Here is a 17398-nt window from a genome sequence, read left to right as displayed (position 1 = left end):
GGCTCAGACCGCCGAGCCCACCAGCCGCGGGCGTGCGGCGGCCAGGCCCACCAGCGTCTGCAGCGCGACGACGCCGAGCAGCAGCGCCAGCCCGGGCTCCCAGGCGCCAGTGGCCTCGTGCAGCAGCCCGACGCCGAGTGGCCCCGTGGCGGCCAGCAGGTAGCCGACGCTCTGCGCCGACGCGGAGAGCCGTCCGGTCTGCCCGACGTCGCGGGTGCGCTGCAGGATCAGCGTCATCGCCAGGGGGAACGACACCCCGGTGCCGATGCCGTAGAGCAGCGCCCAGAGCAGCGGCGCCGCCGCGGGAGCGGCCAGCAGGCCGATCAGACCGGCGACGACGGGCAGCGTGGACACCAGCACCCAGCGGCGCTGACTGGCTCGCCGGGCCGCCAGCGGAGGGACGACGAGCGACGCCGGCAGCCCCAGCGCGGTGGCCAGCGCCAGGATCCCGCCCGCCGCCACCGGCGAGGTACCGGACTCCGCCTCCAGGATGTCGGCCAGCCAGGTCAGCATCGCGTAGAACGACAGCGACTGGAGGCCGAAGAAGAGCGTGACGGCGAGCGCCACGCGGTCGCGGAGCACCGCCGTGCGCGCTCCGGCGGGGGCGGCCGGCGGGCGGGGCGTGCCGCGCCGGGCCCGCGTCAGGGCGGCCATGGCGAGGAAGGCGGCGAGCACGAGGACGCCCCACAGCAGCAGGCCGGTGACGGCGCTGCCGGCGACGCCCGCGAGGGGCTGGGCGAGGCCGGCGCCGATGCTCGCCGAGGCCGCCATGGAGGCGGTGATCATGCCCAGCGCGACGGCGCTGCGGGGGCCGTACTCCGCCCGGGCCGCGGCCGGCAGCAGCACGTTCGCGATCGCGATGCCGCCGGTCAGCAGCACCGTGCCCACGTACAGCCCCGGCGTCCCGGCCAGCCGGAGCAGCAGCCCGGCGGCGATCACGACCACCCCGGCGAGCACCGCCCGGTGCACCCCGAAGCGGCTGGCGAGCGCCGGCGCGAACGGCGAGACGAGGCCGAAGCAGACCAGGGGCAGCGCGGTGACGACGGCGAGCGCTCCGGTGGACAGCGACAGCTCGTCGCCCAGCTCGCCGAGCAGCGGCCCGACGGCGGTGAACGGGGCGCGCAGGCACAGCGCCACCAGCACCAGGACGACGGCGGGCAGCGCCAGGAGCCAGCCCGAGCGGCGGGGCTCCGCGACGTCCTGGTCCTGAGTTCCCGCCCCCGTCACCCCTCCATGCTGGACCCGTCGTCCGGGCGCCCCGACGCCGGGTGCTGATCCCGCGCCCACCCGTGCCGGGCGGCGCCGGTTCCGCACGCACTAGCCTCGACGGCGCCAGGAGGGCTCGCCTAGTGGCCGATGGCGGCGGTCTTGAAAGCTCAGCGCATTGGCGGCGCCCGCGGTCAAGCGGTCGTGCAACACCCGTGCGAGAGCGACTCGCCCACCTTGGCCTGTGCCGTGGCCCAGCTGACGTAGGAAGAGCCCATGAGTGACGTCCGCATCCCTGCCGGGGCCACGCTGGCGGCGGCGATCGTCGCGGTGGTCGGCTCGATCGCCGTGGTGTGGCTGAGCGGGCGTCAGCAGCGTCGGCTGCAGTCTCGCGAGTTCGTCGATCGGATCGCGGCTCGCCATGCGCAGTGGAACGTCGAAGCCACACGCTCCGCCAGGGCAGCCGAGCTGGAGTCTTGCGTTCAGTTCGATGCAGCCGTGTCGGTCGCTCTGGCTCGCCTCATTCGCATGACAGATCTCCTGGGTCGACCACGACTTCGGCGCAGGCTGCTCGGGTGGAGGTGGGCGCAGCAGTGGAACCGGGAGGTCACGGACGCCGCCTTGGACTTCGCTGTCCCGCTGTCGGCAGTCAAGCTCAAGGCGCGGCCTGCAATTCGTAAGGAAGTCACGGCAGTGGCCACGGCGTTCGACGAAGCAGCGTCAGCCGTAGCGACGCTTCCGACTTACCTACCGGAGTGGCTCCTCCGAGGCCCCGTCGTTGCTCCTTGGCGCAAGCGGGTCGAGGAGGCTATTGCCGAGGTCCAGGGCGCCAGGGGTGCGCTCGCAGCCGTGTTGGACATGACTGGGCCGGGCGGTGACTTGGACGACTAGGGCGTGTCTCCCCAGTTGATGGAGCCCGTTGCGGAGTTCTTGAACTAGGTACTTAAGGCGGCCCTCGCCGTTGCCCCACCTTGCTGGACGGCTCGACCGGGCTGTGTGGTCGATACATGGCGGTGCACAGGACCGACCCGGAGGCCGCATAAGCCGGGGCCCTATGCCCGCAGCGTCGTTGGTCAGCGTGGGTAGAAGCGTCGGGTCATTTCCTCGTTGCGATTGTTGGAGGCTGCCAGCGCAGCAGCTGCGGCTGCCTGCTGGGCTGCACTGCGCCAGTAGTAGCCAGCGGGCAACATCCCTGCCTGCGCGGCACTGCCCAGCGGGACAACGGTCGAAGCCTGGGACGGCAGCGGCGCGGCGTCGCGGGCGCCCGTCAACAAAAAGGGCAATGTCAGCTCGGCCACGTAGCGCTGATACAGGTTCAGCTCGGGCAGGATTGGCCGCCACAAGCCGGTCTCGGGTCGTCGAATCGATGGGTAGGGGTACAGGTCGACGACCATGCGCGTCCCCCATTCTACCGAGAAGATGTCCATGCCAGGCTCAAGCGCGGCGCCGGCCGGAACGTGCCACTGGTAGGCCGACTCGCCGCCAGGGAACCCCGGTACCGGCACGATCCGAGGAAAAACGGGCCGGACGAAGGCGACGCTGAGCCGGCGGTGCTTGTCTTCGTTGGACCAGGCCGCCAGCCCGAGCAACGGATGGTGCTCCACCAGGGGGGTGCCATCAGAGTCCATGGGCGTGGTGAACAGTTGTCGAGACTCGTCATGGATCGGGACGGCCACATCGGCGTCGATCTGCTGCGCGGCGAACGGTTGCAGCGCGGCTAGCCGCTGGTACAGCAGCGAGCCCTCGGACAGTTCGGGCAGCATCTCCGATCGCCTTTTGGTCCACCTTCGGAAGGTGGCGGAGGTGCGGCAGACGGGAAATTCGGTGTTTCGCGCCTCGTTTGCGTCGAGCGCGCGCCCACGCACCTCTTCGAGCACCATTAGCACCGCGTGATCCAGGCACGAGCGAAGCTGTTGGATGGCGTCGCCGAACAACAGCCCGATACGCGGCGGGGGAGGCGCGACCGACGCGAGTCGACAGAACTCACGGTCGCCTCTGATGTCGGCTTCGAGGCGAACGGGATCGCGACTCGCGTAGGCGAACAACACCTCGGAAAGCTCCTGAGAGATTTCGTCGGCGCGGGCCAGTTTGTACAGCAGCGGTAGAAAACGGTCGGAAAGCCACACCTCGACGGGGACAGCCACAAGATAAGGCTAGGCGTCGGTCCTCAGCCGCTCGGTGGTGTTGACGACGGCGCCGAGGTGGGCTGTGGCGCAGGCCAGGTAGGCCGCGCCGGTGCCGCCCTTCTCATCGGGGATGAACCTCGGAGTAGCCCAGTGTGACCCATGAGGACCTCCGGGGATCGGGTGCCGTCTAGTCAGCGCGGAGATCAACGATAAGTGCACGCGTCATCGTTCTTCGACGTCGGGCGAAGTGAAGGCCAGGAGCCATCCGGCAACGTGGTGACGAAGCCTTCGCCAGGACCGCTGACATCCCAGCCTGTGGGGTCACCGCCGAGGGCGCGAGCCGCTGCAACGAGATCGGGCAAGCGCTCCAGCAGCGGGTCAAAGGTGCTCAAGACAGGCGTGTCGTGGCGCTGGTCGCCCTTGGTGCGCCGCACTCGGTCTGCTGCGTCCGCGTCGGTCACGACAACGTGGCAGTAGGGGATGGCCAAGCTCAGCGCGTCGATGTCGTAGACGTCGTTGAGCTTCCACGTCCGCTGGGCGTTGCGGAACAGCGCCACCTTCATTTCTGCCGCGAGGCGCATCGAGGGGATGCGGTCCGAAAGCGCCATCATCTTGGGGCGACCCGAACCGGGGTGTTGGAGGTCGATCCCTAGGGCCCGCTCTAAATCCAAGCGGTACTCGGCCAGCAGCTCGTTGAAGAGATCGAGATGCTCATGGAACAGCTCTCGGGCCATGACCTGCACCCGCATCTCCGTGACGCTGATGCGCTTTTGATCGCGCAGCAAGGAGACGTAGAGCTCCTCCCACGCCAGGCGACTGGCGGCCATCGCCTCAGTGACCTCGGGCATGTAGCCGTTCTTGCGCAACATGGCGACCTCGTCGTCGGTGGGGCCGGCGATCAGCATCGTCTCGCCCAGCTGCGCGCACTTCCGCTGTAGCGCCCCGACGCCGGGTAGCCGCTCCTCGGTTGTCTGCGCCCCGGTGTCCGTGTCGCGCACCGTCATCAGGCCTTGCTTACCGGTGAAGGCGAACGCCGCTCCGAGGCCCAGCGGTTCGGGTGGCTTCGGGCGGAACGTCGGGCGCCCGAAGGTCTCGTGCATGGCGTTGAGCATTTGGTGACGTATCAGCTGGCGTCCGCCCCCCAGGGTTCGGAAGTATGAAACCGACGCCATCACCCGTGCCAGGTTGTGACGCTGAGCGGGGTCCTTGATTTTGAAGGTCTCGTAATAGTGCGCGGGCGACAGCGGGAAAGCGACGCCGGCTACAGCTGCTTCGCGCAAGGCGTCCAGCACCTTGGGGTCCTCGGGACGGCGGGGCTTTCCCGCGACGGCCTTCGCCATGTCGATCCACACCCACTGATCCAGATAGACCGACGGCCGACTGGTGTGCAGGTTGATGGGTGCCACGGTCACCGACGTTAGAGCGCCGCTACGACACTATTGAGCTGCGCTCGTCGACGTCGCTCGACGCTCACGGACCGCCGGGCCGATGCGCAATCGGTTTCCGACGCCTGCGGCGTCGGGGACACCACCCGAGCTGTCGTGTCCAGCGCTCCCGCCATCTTCTTGCCGCGGCAACTGTGGTGACCGCAGGACGGTCCCTTTCTCTGTCGATGCTGTTCCGCAACGAGTGGGCTCCCGCTGCTCGACTCGTCACCTCGCGCGGGCGATCAGCCTTTGGGACCTCCGCCAAGAAAGCGGAGACCCTGCCCATCACAGTGCGCTCTACGAGCGGGCGCCGGGGAAGAGTGGCGGCGACCGACAGTGGCTGCAGTGCGCTTGGCCGGCCAGACCGATGCTCGGTATCACGCACCGGAGCGAGAGCGGTCGGCTCGAAGCCGAGTTGATGACCCGAGCCAGGACCCTACGACCGACGCCGTCGAGGCGTGCCAGGGAGCCGTCAACGCTCGAAGAGCGCTCGGCTTGCCCTGAGTCGGCCGACGCTCGGGACCTCAACCGCCGGCTGGGCAAGGACCGCGGCATCGAGCCGTGAGTCCCGCTGACCCGAGCCCTCCAAGTGCTGGACGGGCTCCGTAGCATTGCCGTGGCGTGCAACAGGTCGTGCAGCAAGCAGTGGCACGAAGCGGTCCCTAGTGGCGAAGAGGGGGCAGCACCAGGGCACGCCATAGCGGCATCGACACAGGTAACGCGACGTCGATGCAGCTAGGAGGGCTCGCCTAGTGGCCGATGGCGGCGGTCTTGAAAACCGCTAAGAGGTAATCCCTCTTCGTGGGTTCGAATCCCACGCCCTCCGCCCCTGTCCGGCGATGTGCGCGACGGGCGCATCCCGGCCTCCGGAACGCGCCCGCGCCGCACATCGCCGGGACGCGCAGAACGCCGCATCGCGCGACGCGCCGCGACCGGCCGGGCGGGCACGTCACCGTCGGTGCAACTGGGGGAGAACAGGCGCGTTTCCGCAGGTCAAGCCCGCTCATGTCGACATGACGCCGGGCTGGGGGAGGGGTCACCGGGGTGTCCCGGGGTGCGCCGCAACGATCCGGTGACGGGCCGGTCGGGAGTGGCTCGGAACCGGCCGGTCGGAGCCCCCGGAGGCCGTAACTTCTGCATCACACCGCGGTACTTCCCGCCGCGGTCGAAGGCGTCGAGGAGCTCCCCCGTGACCATGGGCACGTTGCTGTTGTGGCCGGCTACCGCAGTGCTTGGTTTTCTCCTGACCACCGCGGTGGTGGTGCTCCTCGGGGCCAGTTCGACCGCCCGCTACGAGTTCGAACGCAACGGGGCCCGCGCCGCCGAGGCGGCGATCGCCCGGAGCATGAGCAACCACCCCGCGGGCCGTCGCACCCCCGGCCGGGCCGGGACCGCCGCTGCCGCCCAGCCGCAGCCGCAGGCGCAGGCGGTCGCCCTCGCCGAGCGCCCCGCCGAGGCGCCGGCACCGGCGCCCTCGGCTCCGGCCTGGTGGCTGGTCGGCGAGACGGCGGAGGTGCTGGCCGGTCCGTTCGAGGACGAGCTCGACGCCGACTGGGCCGCTCTGGACTCCGAGGCCCCCGCCCTGACGGTCTACGGCGCCCGGCGCGGCAACGGCACCGTCGCCCCCCGCCCCTCCCCGGCGGACCGGGCCTGGCTGAACGAGCTCGGCGACCAGCTGGACCGGCTGCCCGAGGACTGGAACGACCTGCTGTCGGACACCGACCCGCTGACCACCCTCGTCGTGGAGATCACCGCGGCGCTCCTCGAGGCCGGCCTGCCGCTCTTCGACACCACGAAGGAGATCGCCTCCGGCGGGGTCTGGCTGGCCCCCGACGCCGAGAACTGCAGCGTCCTGGTCAGCTGGCGCACGCACTCCCGGATGAGCACCTCCGGCTCGCGCGGCCCGGACGCCGACGCGGCGGTCCAGGAGCTGATGAACGTCACGCTCGCCGACGTGCTCGCCCAGCTCGGGTTCGTGGTCCAGACGCTCGGGCCGGTCGGCTGCTCGATGGTGACCGCGCTGCGCTGAGTCGCCCCCACTCCGATTGGGCACAACTAAAAAGTGATCTGCGTCCGGTCGCTACGGAAAGGGCCGCCCGCTGCCGATGGGGTGGTGTGAGGATTCCGTCGTCGCTGCGAGCCCGCGACCCGCGTGCCGCCGCGCGCACCGCGGTGATCGTGCTGCTGGTCTGCGCCGCCATGATGGGACTCGTCGGTCTCCTCGGGCCCAGCGCCGCCGGTGACGCGAGCCGGGGCGTCGTCTGGGCCTGCTTCGCCGGGCTGCTGCTGGCCGCCGGCGGCCTCCACCGGATCTCCGCGGCGCGGCTGGACCGGGTGGGTGGCTTCCTCGCGCTGGCCGTCGTCGGCGTGACGGTGCTGTGCACCCTCGCCGTCTCGGCGGGCGGCACCTCGACCCGCGCCCAGGCGTTCCTCGTCTTCGTCGTCCTCTACGCGGGGTTCCACCTGCGGACGGTCGGCGCGCTCCTGGTCACGCTGCTCTCCGTCGTGGCCGGCGGCATCATGCTGTTCACCAGCCACACCGTGGAGTCGGCGCTCAGCGACTTCGTCTTCTTCGGCACCATGCTCGGCGTCACCGGAACGCTGCTGGCCCGCTCCACCAACTCCCAGGACCGCCTCGTCCGAGCGCTGAAGCAGCAGGCCGACATCGACACGCTGACCGGCCTGGTCACCCGCCGGGTGCTCGACCAGGCGCTCACCACCGCCCTCTCCCGTTCCGACGACGGCACCGCGCTGCTGCTCGTCGACGTCGACGAGTTCAAGACCATCAACGACCGGCACGGGCACCTCGCCGGAGACGACGCGCTCGTGCACCTGGCCACGATCATCAAGCGGCAGGTCCGCGCCAGCGACGCCGTCGTGAGCCGCATGGGTGGCGACGAGGTGGCGGTGCTCCTGCGCAGCTGCTCGCGCGAGGCCGCCGTGCACCGGGCGGAGCAGCTGCTGGACGCCGTGCGCGGCGAGCCGCTCGTGCTGCCCGACGGCACCCTCTACGGGCTCTCGATCAGCCTCGGCGTGGCGCACGCGGACCGCACGACCGGCGACCTGCGGGCGCTCTACGCCGCGGCCGACGACGCCCTCTACACCGCCAAGCGTGCCGGTCGCGGACGCGTCGCGGCCGCGTTCGCCTGACCCGGCGCCTGACCTAGCTGCGCAGCCGCCGGCTCGCCGCGAGCAGCGTGCGGGGGGTCAGCCGGCCGTCGGCCAGCCCCAGGGCGACGACGTCGTCGAACACCCGCTGGTCGGCCGCGGCGCCCCGGAAGACGGCGTCCATGAGCAGCGGCCACCGGCTCAGCCGGGAGGCCGCCGACGAGGAGCGCAGGTGCGCGCCCAGCCGGCGCGTCAGCGCTCGCCGGTGGACCGCCCCCGCCTCCGCGCCCCGGGCTGCGGCCCGACCCGCGAGGGCGCCGGAGAGCACCGCGTAGAAGATCCCCTCGCCGGTCAGCGGATTGATCAGTGACGCCGCGTCGCCGGCCAGCAGGACCCGCCCGTCGGGCTGGCGGGGCCGCCCGGTGCTGAGCGGGAGGCGGTGCGCACGCAGCTCGTCCGGCTCCACGCCGGGGAGCAGCCGGTGCAGGCCCTCGAGCAGCCCGGCGCGGGTGGCGCCGCCGGAGGTGAGCTCGCCGTAGCCGACGTTGGCCCGTCCGTCGCCGATGGGGAAGGACCAGGCGTAGGCCGGCCAGCGCTGCTCGGTGGTGAGGATGACCTGGACGCCCTCCTCCGCCGACGGCGCGTACCCGCGGATCGCGATCGCCACCTGGTCGGGGCGGTTGCGCGGCACGCCCAGCGCCCGGCGCACCACCGACTCCGCGCCGTCGGCGCCCACCAGCACGCCGGCGGTGAACGCTCCGTCGACCTCCACGGCATCGGCGCGCACGGTGATCCGACGGACCGTGTGCCTGCGCAGCTCGGCGCCGGCGACCTGGGCGGCGGCGATCAGCCGGGCGTCGAGGACGGCGCGGGGAATCACGTGCGAGGGCCGCTCGGTGGCCCGCTCCAGGGTGGTGCCGCCGGGGGAGCGCAGCCGCAGCCGCGGCACCGCCGGATACCCCGTGGTGACGGCGGCGGGATCGACGCCCAGCCCGGCGAGGACGTCGAGCGCCTCGGGTGCGATCCCGTCGCCGCAGACCTTGTCGCGGGGGAAGTCGGCGCGGTCGAGCACCAGCACCCGCGCGCCCGGGGAGGCCTGCCGGGCGGCCAGTGCGCACGCCGCTCCCGCCGGGCCGCCACCCACGACGACGACGTCCCAGTGCTCCACCGGGACGACGCTAGGCGGTCGCTACCGGACGGGGCGCGGCACGCCGTCCCAGTTCTGTGCCAGCAGCCGGCGCCAGCTGTCCAGGTCGTGCGCCGCCGGCTCGGTCGCGGCGATGAACTCCAGGAGGACGTCGCAGAAGCGGTCCGGCTCGTCGAGGTGCGGCCAGTGGCCGGCGTCGTCGAACACCTCGACCCGGGCGCTGGGCACGAGTGCCCGCACCGACTCGGCGTGCTGGGCGGGCACGATCGGGTCCTGGGCGCCCCAGATCACGAGCATCGGGACGGAGTCGGCGAGGTAGATCCGGTCCAGCGCGGTGACCGCCTGGCCGCGTGCGTCGACGACGCCGCGCAGGGTGCGCAGGAACGCGCGGCGCGCCTCGATGTCCTTGAGCGCGAGCAGCGCGTCGACGGCCTGGGCGAGATCGCCGATCCGCCGCCACCCGGTCACGCGCCCGACCTTCTCCACCGCCTGCAGGCCGGTGCGCAGCGGCGCGGAGACCTGCGCCAGCGCGGTCACCACGAGCTCGGCGCCCGGCAGCGTCGCCGCGCGCAGGCCGGCGGAGAGCTCCGGGCCCAGGCCACCGCTGCCGACCAGCGCCAGCCGCTCGCAGCGCTCCGGGAACTGGTAGGCGAACTGCAGCGCGATGCCGCCACCGAGGGAGTGGCCGACGACGGTGGCCTTCTCGATGTCGAGGATGGAGAGCAGGTCGCGCATGCCGTTGGCGTAGGCGGCCAGCGAGTAGTCGCCGCGGGGCTTGTCGGAGTTGCCGTGGCCGAGCAGGTCCGGCGCGATGACGGTGTGCGTCTCGGCGAGCCGGTCGATCACCTTCGACCAGGTCTGGCAGTTGTTCCCGATGCCGTGCAGCAGGAGCAGCGCCGGCCCGTCTCCCGCCCGGACGAAGGCGCGCTTGTGCCCGTGGACGACACGACTCTCGGCGACCTGGTTCGACGGCATCACTCCAGTGCACCACGATCCGTATTGCCGAGGGGTTACAGCTACCGCGCGATCAGGTGGACGACGGCGGCGCCGACCACTTTCTGGGCGGGTGCTCGTAACCCTCGACGAAGGCCAGCAGCCCCGCCGCGTCGTGCACCACGCCCAGAGCGTCCAGGCGGCGGCCGTCGAGGTAGCCGTCGTCGACCATCCGGCGCAGCTGGGCGAGCAGCGGCTGCCAGAACCCGTCGACGTCGAGCAGCAGCGTGGGCTTGGCGTGCAGCCCGAGCATCCCCCAGGTCCACGCCTCGAAGAGCTCCTCGAGCGTGCCGGCGGCGCCGGGCAGGGCGATGAAGGCGTCGGACAGCTCGGCCATCCGCGCCTTGCGCTCGTGCATGGTCGAGACGACGTCGAGCCGCGGCAGGCCGGGGTGGGCGACCTCGTCGTCCACCAGGTGCTGCGGCATCACCCCGATGACCTCGCCCCCGGCGGCGAGCGCGGCGTCGGCGACGACGCCCATCATCCCGACGTGCCCGCCGCCGTAGACGATGCCGACGCCCGCCTCCGCCAGGGCGGTGGCGAAGGCGGCCGCCGCCTCGGCGTGCGCGGCAGGCCCGTCGTGCGACCCCGTGAAGACGGCGATGCGCACGCGCGGATCAGCCGCCGTAGTAGCGGTAGACCGGCTCGGCGATGCAGACCGGCTTGTCGCCGCCCTCGCGCTCGATGACGCAGGCGAAGGTGAGCTGCTTGCCGCCCGTGATCTCCTCGACGCCGGCCAGGGTCGCGGTCAGCCGCACCCGCGCACCCACCGGCACCGGCGAGGGAAAACGGACCTTGTTCAGGCCGTAGTTCACACCCATCACGGTGTCGGTGACCAGCAGGACCTGCGCGAACAGCGGCACCAGCAGCGACAGCGTCAGGTAGCCGTGGGCGATCGGGCCGCCGAAGGGGCTCTCCTTCGTCGCGCGCTCGACGTCGATGTGGATCCACTGGTGGTCACCCGTGGCGTCGGCGAACAGGTTCACGTGCTCCTGGGTGACGTCGTACCAGTCGCTGGTGCCCAGTTCCGTGCCGATCAGCCCGTTCAGCTCGGCCATCGTCGTCGTGGTGCTCATGCGGTGCGTCCTCCGGAGTCATGGGTACTTCCCCGAACCTAGTGCTCTGCTCGCACAGGCGGAGCAGAGCACAACTGTTCGCCACCAGGTTCACTGGTCGGGTGCTCGCCTCCACCGACGGCTGGACCGTCTGCGCCTCCGGGCACCGGCACTGGGGTCGGGCCGGGGCGGCCGGGCTGCTGATCCACCGCGACGGCGACGACGGCCCCGAGCTGCTGCTCCAGCACCGGGCTCGGTGGTCGCACCACGGCGGCACGTGGGGGACGCCGGGCGGCGCGCTGCACGAGGGCGAGGCGCCGGCCGCGGGGGCGCTCCGCGAGGTGGGCGAGGAGCTCGGGCTCACCGCCGCCGACCTGGTGCTGGGCGCGCATTCGGTCGACGACCACGGCGGGTGGTCCTACACGACGGTGCTGGCCACGCCGGCGCGTCCGTTCGAGGCGAGCGACCTGCGGCTGGACGGCGAGAGCGACGGCGCGGCCTGGGTGCCACGTGCCCGATTGGCGCAGGTCGAGCTGCACCCCGGCCTGGCGGCGTCGCTGGGTCGCCTGTGGCCCCTGTTACGGATGGGAAACCCATGACTACATGCCGAACGGGGCGGGCACTGGTCTTCTGATGTCCCCGTCCCGGTAAGGGACAGGCAGCACCACCGCACCGCCATGAAGGAGCCGGCCCTGTCCCGCCACGCCGCAGCCACCACCGGACGTCACGGTTCGACCGTCACCGGTGCCGGTCGCCACGAGCGCCGCCCGCGCAAGAAGGGCCTCCTGCTCGCGCTCGCACTGCTCGGCGTGGGTCTGCTCATCGCCATCCCCCTGACGCTGATGCTCCTCGGGAGCGGCGGCGGGAGCGGGGCCGACGGCGGCGACGGCTCCTCCCGCGACTCCGACGGCGTGTTCGCCGGCAACGGCGGGGACCGCGACGGCTCCGGCAGCACCCCCACGGGTGGCCCGGCCGGCATCACGACCGAGGCCGACCGCACCCCGGCGCCGGGGGAGAACCCCCTCGCACCCGCCGGAGACGTCCAGGCCGGCAGCGGCGGTGGCGGTACGGCTGGGAGCGGTGCCGGCGCGGCCGGTGGCGGCTCGGCCTCCGGTGGCGGTGCGTCCGGCGGCGGCTCTGCGCCCGCCGGCACTGGCCGGGCGGCGGCCGGTGCTCCGGCTCCCGCCCCGGCGGGCGGTGGCGGTACGACCAGCGGCGGCACGACCGGGGGGACCAGTGGCGGTACGACCGGTGGCACCACTGGCGGTGGGCACACCGGTGGTGGCGGCACAGCTGAGCAGCCCCCGCCGCCCCCGCCGAACCAGCCGCCCCCGCCGGAGAAGGACTGCATCTGCGAGCCCGTCGGTGAGATCGTGGGCGGGGTCGGAGGCGCGGTTGGTGGCGTCGTGGGCGGGGTCGGCGGCCTGCTCGGCAAGTGACGCGCCTGGCGGGATGGGCGAGGGGCCGGGTTAGGTTCGGCGCATGACCGCGCGCGACGACGTCTCCGAGATCTTCGACAGCTCCGCCTGGGCGGCGGTCGAGGGCTTCGACTTCGAAGACATCACCTACCACCGGGCGGTGGACGCCGGTGTCGTCCGGATCGCCTTCGACCGGCCCGAGGTGCGCAACGCCTTCCGGCCGCAGACGGTCGACGAGCTGATCACCGCCCTGGAGCACGCCCGGCTGTCCACCGACGTCGGCTGCGTGATCCTCACCGGCAACGGCCCGAGCCCGAAGGACGGCGGCTGGGCGTTCTGCTCCGGCGGCGACCAGCGGGTGCGCGGGAAGTACGGCTACGAGCACGACAAGGGCCGGTCCAGCGGGCGGCTGCACATCCTCGAGGCGCAGCGGCTGATCCGCTTCATGCCGAAGGTCGTGCTCTGCGTCGTCCCCGGCTGGGCGGCCGGTGGCGGGCACAGCCTGCACGTCGTCGCCGACCTGACGCTGGCCAGCGCCGAGCACGCCCGCTTCAAGCAGACCGACGCCGACGTCGGCAGCTTCGACGGCGGCTTCGGCTCCGCCTACCTCGCCCGCCAGGTGGGCCAGAAGTTCGCGCGCGAGATCTTCTTCCTGGGCGACGAGTACACCGGCGAGGACGCCCAGCGCATGGGCATGGTGAACCGGGTCGTGCCGCACGCCGAGCTGGAGAGGACCGCGCTGGAGTGGGGCAAGAAGATCGTGACCAAGAGCCCGACCGCCCAGCGGATGCTCAAGTACTCGTTCAACCTGATCGACGACGGCCTGGTCGGCCAGCAGCTCTTCGCCGGCGAGACGACCCGGCTGGCCTACATGGCCGAGGAGGCCGTCGAGGGCCGTGACGCCTTCCTGGAGAAGCGCGATCCCGACTTCTCCCAGTTCCCCTGGCATGTCTGACAGCTCTGCATGCTCCAGGGCCGAAATGGCCATTAAGGCCCTATGAGGGCAGAGCCGTGATCGTGGAAGTCGTGACGGGCGCCGACGAGCGTCCCGAGGCCCGGGTCGTCGACGTCGACGACCTCGGTCGGCTGCACCTGGCGCTGGGCGTGGTCACCGACGAGGAGGCCGGGCAGGCGCTGGAGCATGCGGCGCTCGGTCGGCTGCAGGACGCGGAGACGGCGTTCCTCGACGTCGCCGCACTGCGGGCAGCGGCCGAGCCGCGGGCGACCGCGCCCGACTGGTCCACCAGGTGGGACGCGATGATCACGTCGGCGCGTACGCACGGCTGGCTGACCGCCGACGGTTCCGGGCTGCAGGTGCACGTGGAGAGCGCCGCCGGGGCCTGACCTGCGCAGTCGTCGCAGATCGCAGAGCCAAGATCATTGTGGTCGGTCCACCGAGCGGCCACTATGTCCGGGTGGACATGACCAGCCGTGGCGGAGCGGCGTCGTGACCGGGGCTCCCGGCCGGCCACTGAGCTCCGAGCTGTCGGAACAGTTGCTCACCGTCGCCGTCGACATCCTGGCCGACGAGGGGTGGGGCCGGCTCAACAGCGACCGGATCGCCGCCCGCGCCCGTGCGGGCAAGGCGGGCATCTACCGCCGCTGGCCCACGATGGCCGCGCTCGCCCGGGCCGCCGTCAGCCGCTTCCGGCTCGTCGTGGTCCCCGAGGACGGCGGCTCGCTGCGGGCCGACCTGCTGGGCCTGCTCGAGCGGTGGACCCGGCCGCTGGACCGCGAGGAGCGGGCGGTCGCCAGCCTCGCCGGCGCTGCGTGCCACGACGAGGAGCTGCGCGCCGGCCTGGACGAGGCGCTGGTCCGCCCGCTGGCCGCCGCGGTGCACGAGTTGTTCGCGCGGGCCGAGGCCCGGGGCGAGGGGATCGACCCCGAGCGCGAGCGCCTGCTCGCCACCGTGCTCGAGGCGTTCTGGTGGCAGCGCTACCGGCTCGCCGAGCCCTTGACGGCGGAGAACGTCGTCTTCGTGGTCGACGAGGTGCTCGCGCCGCTGCTGCGCGGGGTCGGGGAGCCGGTCGCCGCCTGACTCAGGAGGCGCGGGAGGCGGGCCACTCGACGGCGGGCATCACGGCGGCGCCGGCCTCCTCCTCGAACGCGGGCATCGTGGCGATGGCGGCGTCGAAGAAGCGCTCGGCCAGCTGGCCCAGCGTCTCGGCGATCTCGAGCGGGCAGGCCCCGGCGGTGACCCGGGAGCGCTGGCCGATGATGAGCGCACGGGCCGCACCCAGCCAGGTGGCGGCGGTGAGGGTCGCGGCGGTCGCCGGGTCCTGGGAGACGATGCCGTCGCGGTCGTCGGGTGAGGCCCACACCTCGTGCAGCGCCTCGGTGAGCCGTCGCTCGCACTCGTGGATGAGGTCCCGCTCGTGCGCCAGCAGCGCGTCGGAGCCCTCGATGGTGCGCAGGTAGGTGCGCGACTTCACCGACGCCAGCGCGCCGAAGCGGCCGCGCACCAGGGCCACGAGGTAGTTGCGCAGCGCGGTGTGGGCAGTCATCCCGGGCGTGCGGTCGCGGACGGCGTCGGCGGGGCCGGTGACCCACGGCGTGCGACCGTCGAAGAAGAGTTCCTCCTTGGTGGAGAAGTGGTTGAACACCGTCTGGACGGCGACGTCGGCCGCCCGGGCCACGTCCGCGATCGTGACGGCGTCGAACCCCCGCTCGGCGAACAGCTCCTGGGCGACGGCCCGGACGTGTGCTCGCGTAAGGGCCTTTTTCTGCGCTCGGCGGTCTAGCAACTCACTCACGGTGCGAGGATAGGCACCCGGAGTCCTCACCTGCACGGATGACTGGCCGGTCGGTATGTATGTGGTGGGTGGGACCGGACCGGCGTGCAGGGGCCGTCCGGCCACCAGGCACGATGACGGCCGCCCGACCGGGGCGTGCCGTCCGTCGCACCCCGGTTCCCACCGCCACCCAGGAGGACCCCGGTGCTCACCAGAGCCGCTGTGCTGCGCGAGCCGGACACCGAGTACGAGATCGTCGAACTCGAGGTCCGCGATCCCGGGCCGGGCGAGGTCCTGGTGGAGATGGCGTACTCCGGGCTGTGCCACTCCGACGAGCACCTGCGGCACTCCAACCCCGGCGGCCGCTACCCGATCGTCGGTGGGCACGAGGGCTCCGGCGTCGTCCAGGCCGTCGGCCCCGGCGTCACCGGCGTGGCGCCGGGCGACCACATCGTCACCAGCTTCCTGCCCGCCTGCGGGCACTGCCGCTTCTGCGCGTCGGGCCGGTCCAACATCTGCGACAAGGGCGCGACCATCGCCACCGGGCTGCTGCCCGGCGGCCAGTACCCGTACCGGCTCGACGGCGAGGAGCTCGGCGGCTTCTGCATGGTCGGCGCCTTCGCCCGGCATGCGCTGCTCAGCGAGTTCTCCTGCGTGAAGATCGACCCCTGGCTGCCGCTGGACACCGCGGCGCTCACCGCCTGCAGCGTGCCCACCGGCTGGGGCTCGGCGGTCTACGCCGGCGGCACGCGGCCGGGCGACGTCGTCGTCGTGGTCGGGCTCGGCGGCGTGGGCGTGAACGCGGTGCAGGGCGCCGTGCACGCCGGCGCGATGCACGTGATCGGCGTGGACCCGGTCGCCATGAAGCGGGAGTTCGCCGAGTCGGTGGGCGCCACCCGCACCGTGGCGAGCACCGACGAGGCGGTCGGGCTGGCCCGCGAGCTCTCCCGCGGCACGGGCGCGGACGTCGTCGTCGTGACCGTGGGGAAGATGTCCGCTGAGGTCTACCAGGGCGCGGCCGCCTGCCTGGGCAAGGGCGGCACCCTGGTGCTCACCGCCCTTGGCGACCGCCCGTCGGACGGGTCCGTCACGCTCAACGGGCAGCTCGCCACGGTCTTCGAGCACCGGATCCAGGGCTCGATGTTCGGCTCGTGCAACCCGTTCACCGACATCCCGCGGCTGCTGCGCATGCACGAGGAGGGCCGGCTGGAGCTCGACCGGCTGATCACGCGGCGCTACGAGCTGGACGAGATCAACCAGGGCTACCGCGACCAGGCCGCCGGCGAGACCGTCCGCGGACTCCTCGTCCACGCCGACTGAGCGAAGGACCCCCCTCGCCCCCTCGCCGTTGATCATCGTCATGTGGCTGCTCGACACGCCGCCCGCCCCAGCCACATGACGATGATCAACAGGGGTTGCGCGGGCGACGGGGTGGGCAGCTCCGCCGCATGAGCTCTCTGCGGATCGCCGTTCTCGACGTCGACGGCACCCTCGTCGACACCAACTACCAGCACGCGCTCGCCTGGTACCGGGCCTTCCGGTCGCTCGGGGAGACCTTCCCGGTCTGGCGGATCCACCGGCTGATCGGCATGGGCGGCGACCAGCTCGTCGCGGCCCTGGGCGGCGACGAGGTCGAGGAGCGCATCGGCGACGAGGCGCGCGAGCGCTGGGTGACCGAGGCCGACCCGCTGATGGAGGAGGTCGCCGTCCTTCCGGGCGCTCGCGAGCTGCTGCTGGCGCTGAAGGAGCGCGGGCACCGGGTCGTGCTCGCCAGCTCGGGCAAGCCGCACCACGTCGACAACGCGCTCGACCTGCTCGACGCCCGCGACATCGCCGAGGCCTGGACCACGAGCGAGGACGTCGAGTCGACCAAGCCGGCGCCGGACCTGCTGCAGGTGGCGCTGAAGAAGCTCGGCGAGCCGATCGACGCCCCGAGCATCCTGATCGGCGACTCGGTCTACGACGTCGAGGCGGGCAAGAACGCCGGGATGCCGTCGATCGTCGTCCGCTCCGGCGGCTTCGGCGACGACGAGCTGCGTGACGCCGGAGCGCTGGACATCTTCGACACCCCCGGCGACATCGCCGCCGCGCTTGACCGCCTGGACCTCACCGCCTGAGGAGGGGGCCCGGAAGCTCGTGCTCTGCCCCCTCCAGCGGGGCAGAGCACGAGCTTCCCGAACACCTGG

18 protein-coding genes and 1 tRNA gene are annotated in these 17398 nt (G+C 72.3%); 11 read left to right on the top strand and 8 right to left on the bottom strand.

Features of this window, described 5'->3' with window-relative positions:
* Positions 1-3 precede the first annotated feature (3 nt).
* A complete protein-coding gene (locus tag LBW97_RS08245; protein ID WP_224498914.1) occupies positions 4-1227 on the bottom strand; it encodes an MFS transporter in 1224 nt (407 codons plus the stop codon).
* 255 nt (positions 1228-1482) lie between these two features.
* Between LBW97_RS08245 and LBW97_RS08240 the strand changes: the two genes are divergently transcribed.
* Entirely contained in the window at positions 1483-2097 is a 615-nt protein-coding gene (locus tag LBW97_RS08240; RefSeq protein WP_224498913.1) for a hypothetical protein, read from the top strand.
* A 182-nt stretch (positions 2098-2279) separates the two neighbouring features.
* On the opposite strand, the gene LBW97_RS08235 is transcribed toward LBW97_RS08240, so the two are convergent.
* Both LBW97_RS08235 and LBW97_RS08230 read right to left on the bottom strand, forming a co-directional pair.
* The gene (locus LBW97_RS08235; protein WP_224498912.1) at positions 2280-3350 is read right to left on the bottom strand and encodes a hypothetical protein; all 1071 of its coding nucleotides are present in this window, start codon (positions 3348-3350) and stop codon (positions 2280-2282) included.
* 185 nt (positions 3351-3535) lie between these two features.
* Positions 3536-4738, bottom strand: coding sequence for a hypothetical protein (locus LBW97_RS08230; protein ID WP_224498911.1), 1203 nt, complete (start codon positions 4736-4738; stop codon positions 3536-3538).
* 759 nt (positions 4739-5497) lie between these two features.
* Between LBW97_RS08230 and LBW97_RS08225 the strand changes: the two genes are divergently transcribed.
* The 3 genes from LBW97_RS08225 (at position 5498) to LBW97_RS08215 (ending at position 7909) form a co-directional block, all read left to right on the top strand.
* Positions 5498-5585 (top strand) — tRNA-Ser (locus tag LBW97_RS08225).
* Between the two features lie 369 nt (positions 5586-5954).
* Complete coding sequence (locus LBW97_RS08220) at positions 5955-6788, top strand: hypothetical protein (RefSeq protein ID WP_224499028.1); 834 nt, start codon at positions 5955-5957, stop codon at positions 6786-6788.
* A gap of 86 nt (positions 6789-6874) precedes the next feature.
* Complete coding sequence (locus LBW97_RS08215) at positions 6875-7909, top strand: GGDEF domain-containing protein (protein WP_224498910.1); 1035 nt, start codon at positions 6875-6877, stop codon at positions 7907-7909.
* A gap of 13 nt (positions 7910-7922) precedes the next feature.
* Here the strand turns inward: LBW97_RS08215 and LBW97_RS08210 are convergent, their stop codons facing one another.
* The 4 genes from LBW97_RS08210 to LBW97_RS08195 are packed head-to-tail and all read right to left on the bottom strand — an operon-like array spanning position 7923 to position 11083.
* Entirely contained in the window at positions 7923-9035 is a 1113-nt protein-coding gene (locus LBW97_RS08210) for a geranylgeranyl reductase family protein (protein ID WP_224498909.1), read from the bottom strand.
* 21 nt (positions 9036-9056) lie between these two features.
* Positions 9057-9989 (bottom strand): alpha/beta fold hydrolase, encoded by a 933-nt coding sequence (locus LBW97_RS08205; RefSeq protein ID WP_224498908.1) that lies wholly within the window; start codon positions 9987-9989, stop codon positions 9057-9059.
* A 52-nt stretch (positions 9990-10041) separates the two neighbouring features.
* Positions 10042-10617, bottom strand: coding sequence for a TIGR00730 family Rossman fold protein (locus LBW97_RS08200; RefSeq protein WP_224498907.1), 576 nt, complete (start codon positions 10615-10617; stop codon positions 10042-10044).
* A 7-nt stretch (positions 10618-10624) separates the two neighbouring features.
* Positions 10625-11083 carry a MaoC family dehydratase gene (locus LBW97_RS08195; RefSeq protein WP_224498906.1) on the bottom strand — a complete coding sequence of 153 codons (459 nt, stop codon included), beginning with the start codon at positions 11081-11083 and terminating at the stop codon, positions 10625-10627.
* Positions 11084-11184: 101 nt separating this feature from the next.
* Between LBW97_RS08195 and LBW97_RS08190 the strand changes: the two genes are divergently transcribed.
* The 5 genes from LBW97_RS08190 to LBW97_RS08170 all read left to right on the top strand — a co-directional run bounded on the left by LBW97_RS08190 (position 11185) and on the right by LBW97_RS08170 (position 14518).
* On the top strand, positions 11185-11661 hold the full coding sequence (locus LBW97_RS08190; RefSeq protein ID WP_224498905.1) for an NUDIX domain-containing protein: 477 nt from the start codon (positions 11185-11187) through the stop codon (positions 11659-11661).
* Between the two features lie 78 nt (positions 11662-11739).
* Positions 11740-12501: a hypothetical protein gene (locus tag LBW97_RS08185; RefSeq protein WP_224499035.1), complete on the top strand. Its 762-nt coding sequence runs from the start codon at positions 11740-11742 to the stop codon at positions 12499-12501.
* 43 nt (positions 12502-12544) lie between these two features.
* Positions 12545-13435 carry a 1,4-dihydroxy-2-naphthoyl-CoA synthase gene (locus tag LBW97_RS08180; protein WP_224498904.1) on the top strand — a complete coding sequence of 297 codons (891 nt, stop codon included), beginning with the start codon at positions 12545-12547 and terminating at the stop codon, positions 13433-13435.
* Positions 13436-13506: 71 nt separating this feature from the next.
* Positions 13507-13824 carry a hypothetical protein gene (locus LBW97_RS08175; RefSeq protein WP_224498903.1) on the top strand — a complete coding sequence of 106 codons (318 nt, stop codon included), beginning with the start codon at positions 13507-13509 and terminating at the stop codon, positions 13822-13824.
* Positions 13825-13927: 103 nt separating this feature from the next.
* A complete protein-coding gene (locus LBW97_RS08170; protein WP_224498902.1) occupies positions 13928-14518 on the top strand; it encodes a TetR-like C-terminal domain-containing protein in 591 nt (196 codons plus the stop codon).
* 1 nt (position 14519) lies between these two features.
* On the opposite strand, the gene LBW97_RS08165 is transcribed toward LBW97_RS08170, so the two are convergent.
* The gene (locus LBW97_RS08165) at positions 14520-15233 is read right to left on the bottom strand and encodes a TetR/AcrR family transcriptional regulator (protein ID WP_224498901.1); all 714 of its coding nucleotides are present in this window, start codon (positions 15231-15233) and stop codon (positions 14520-14522) included.
* Between the two features lie 183 nt (positions 15234-15416).
* Between LBW97_RS08165 and LBW97_RS08160 the strand changes: the two genes are divergently transcribed.
* Both LBW97_RS08160 and LBW97_RS08155 read left to right on the top strand, forming a co-directional pair.
* Positions 15417-16532 (top strand): NDMA-dependent alcohol dehydrogenase, encoded by a 1116-nt coding sequence (locus LBW97_RS08160; protein WP_224498900.1) that lies wholly within the window; start codon positions 15417-15419, stop codon positions 16530-16532.
* Positions 16533-16660: 128 nt separating this feature from the next.
* Positions 16661-17329, top strand: coding sequence for an HAD family hydrolase (locus LBW97_RS08155; protein WP_224498899.1), 669 nt, complete (start codon positions 16661-16663; stop codon positions 17327-17329).
* The last annotated feature ends 69 nt before the right edge of the window (positions 17330-17398 follow it).

The sequence above is a fragment of the Blastococcus sp. LR1 genome (assembly GCF_020166105.1).
GTDB lineage: Bacteria > Actinomycetota > Actinomycetes > Mycobacteriales > Geodermatophilaceae > Blastococcus.
The sequence above is the reverse complement of the archived record's forward strand: the minus strand, read 5'-3'. Positions and strand labels throughout refer to the sequence as shown.

Excerpts from the sequence above, each read along its gene's own strand:
- LBW97_RS08240 (WP_224498913.1), top strand. The coding sequence starts at position 1,483 with ATGAGTGACGTCCGCATCCCTGCCGGGGCCACGCTGGCGGCGGCGATC.
- LBW97_RS08220 (WP_224499028.1), top strand. The coding sequence starts at position 5,955 with ATGGGCACGTTGCTGTTGTGGCCGGCTACCGCAGTGCTTGGTTTTCTC.
- LBW97_RS08205 (WP_224498908.1), bottom strand. The coding sequence starts at position 9,989 with ATGCCGTCGAACCAGGTCGCCGAGAGTCGTGTCGTCCACGGGCACAAG.
- LBW97_RS08195 (WP_224498906.1), bottom strand. The coding sequence starts at position 11,083 with ATGAGCACCACGACGACGATGGCCGAGCTGAACGGGCTGATCGGCACG.
- LBW97_RS08185 (WP_224499035.1), top strand. The coding sequence starts at position 11,740 with ATGAAGGAGCCGGCCCTGTCCCGCCACGCCGCAGCCACCACCGGACGT.
- LBW97_RS08180 (WP_224498904.1), top strand. The coding sequence starts at position 12,545 with ATGACCGCGCGCGACGACGTCTCCGAGATCTTCGACAGCTCCGCCTGG.
- LBW97_RS08155 (WP_224498899.1), top strand. The coding sequence starts at position 16,661 with ATGAGCTCTCTGCGGATCGCCGTTCTCGACGTCGACGGCACCCTCGTC.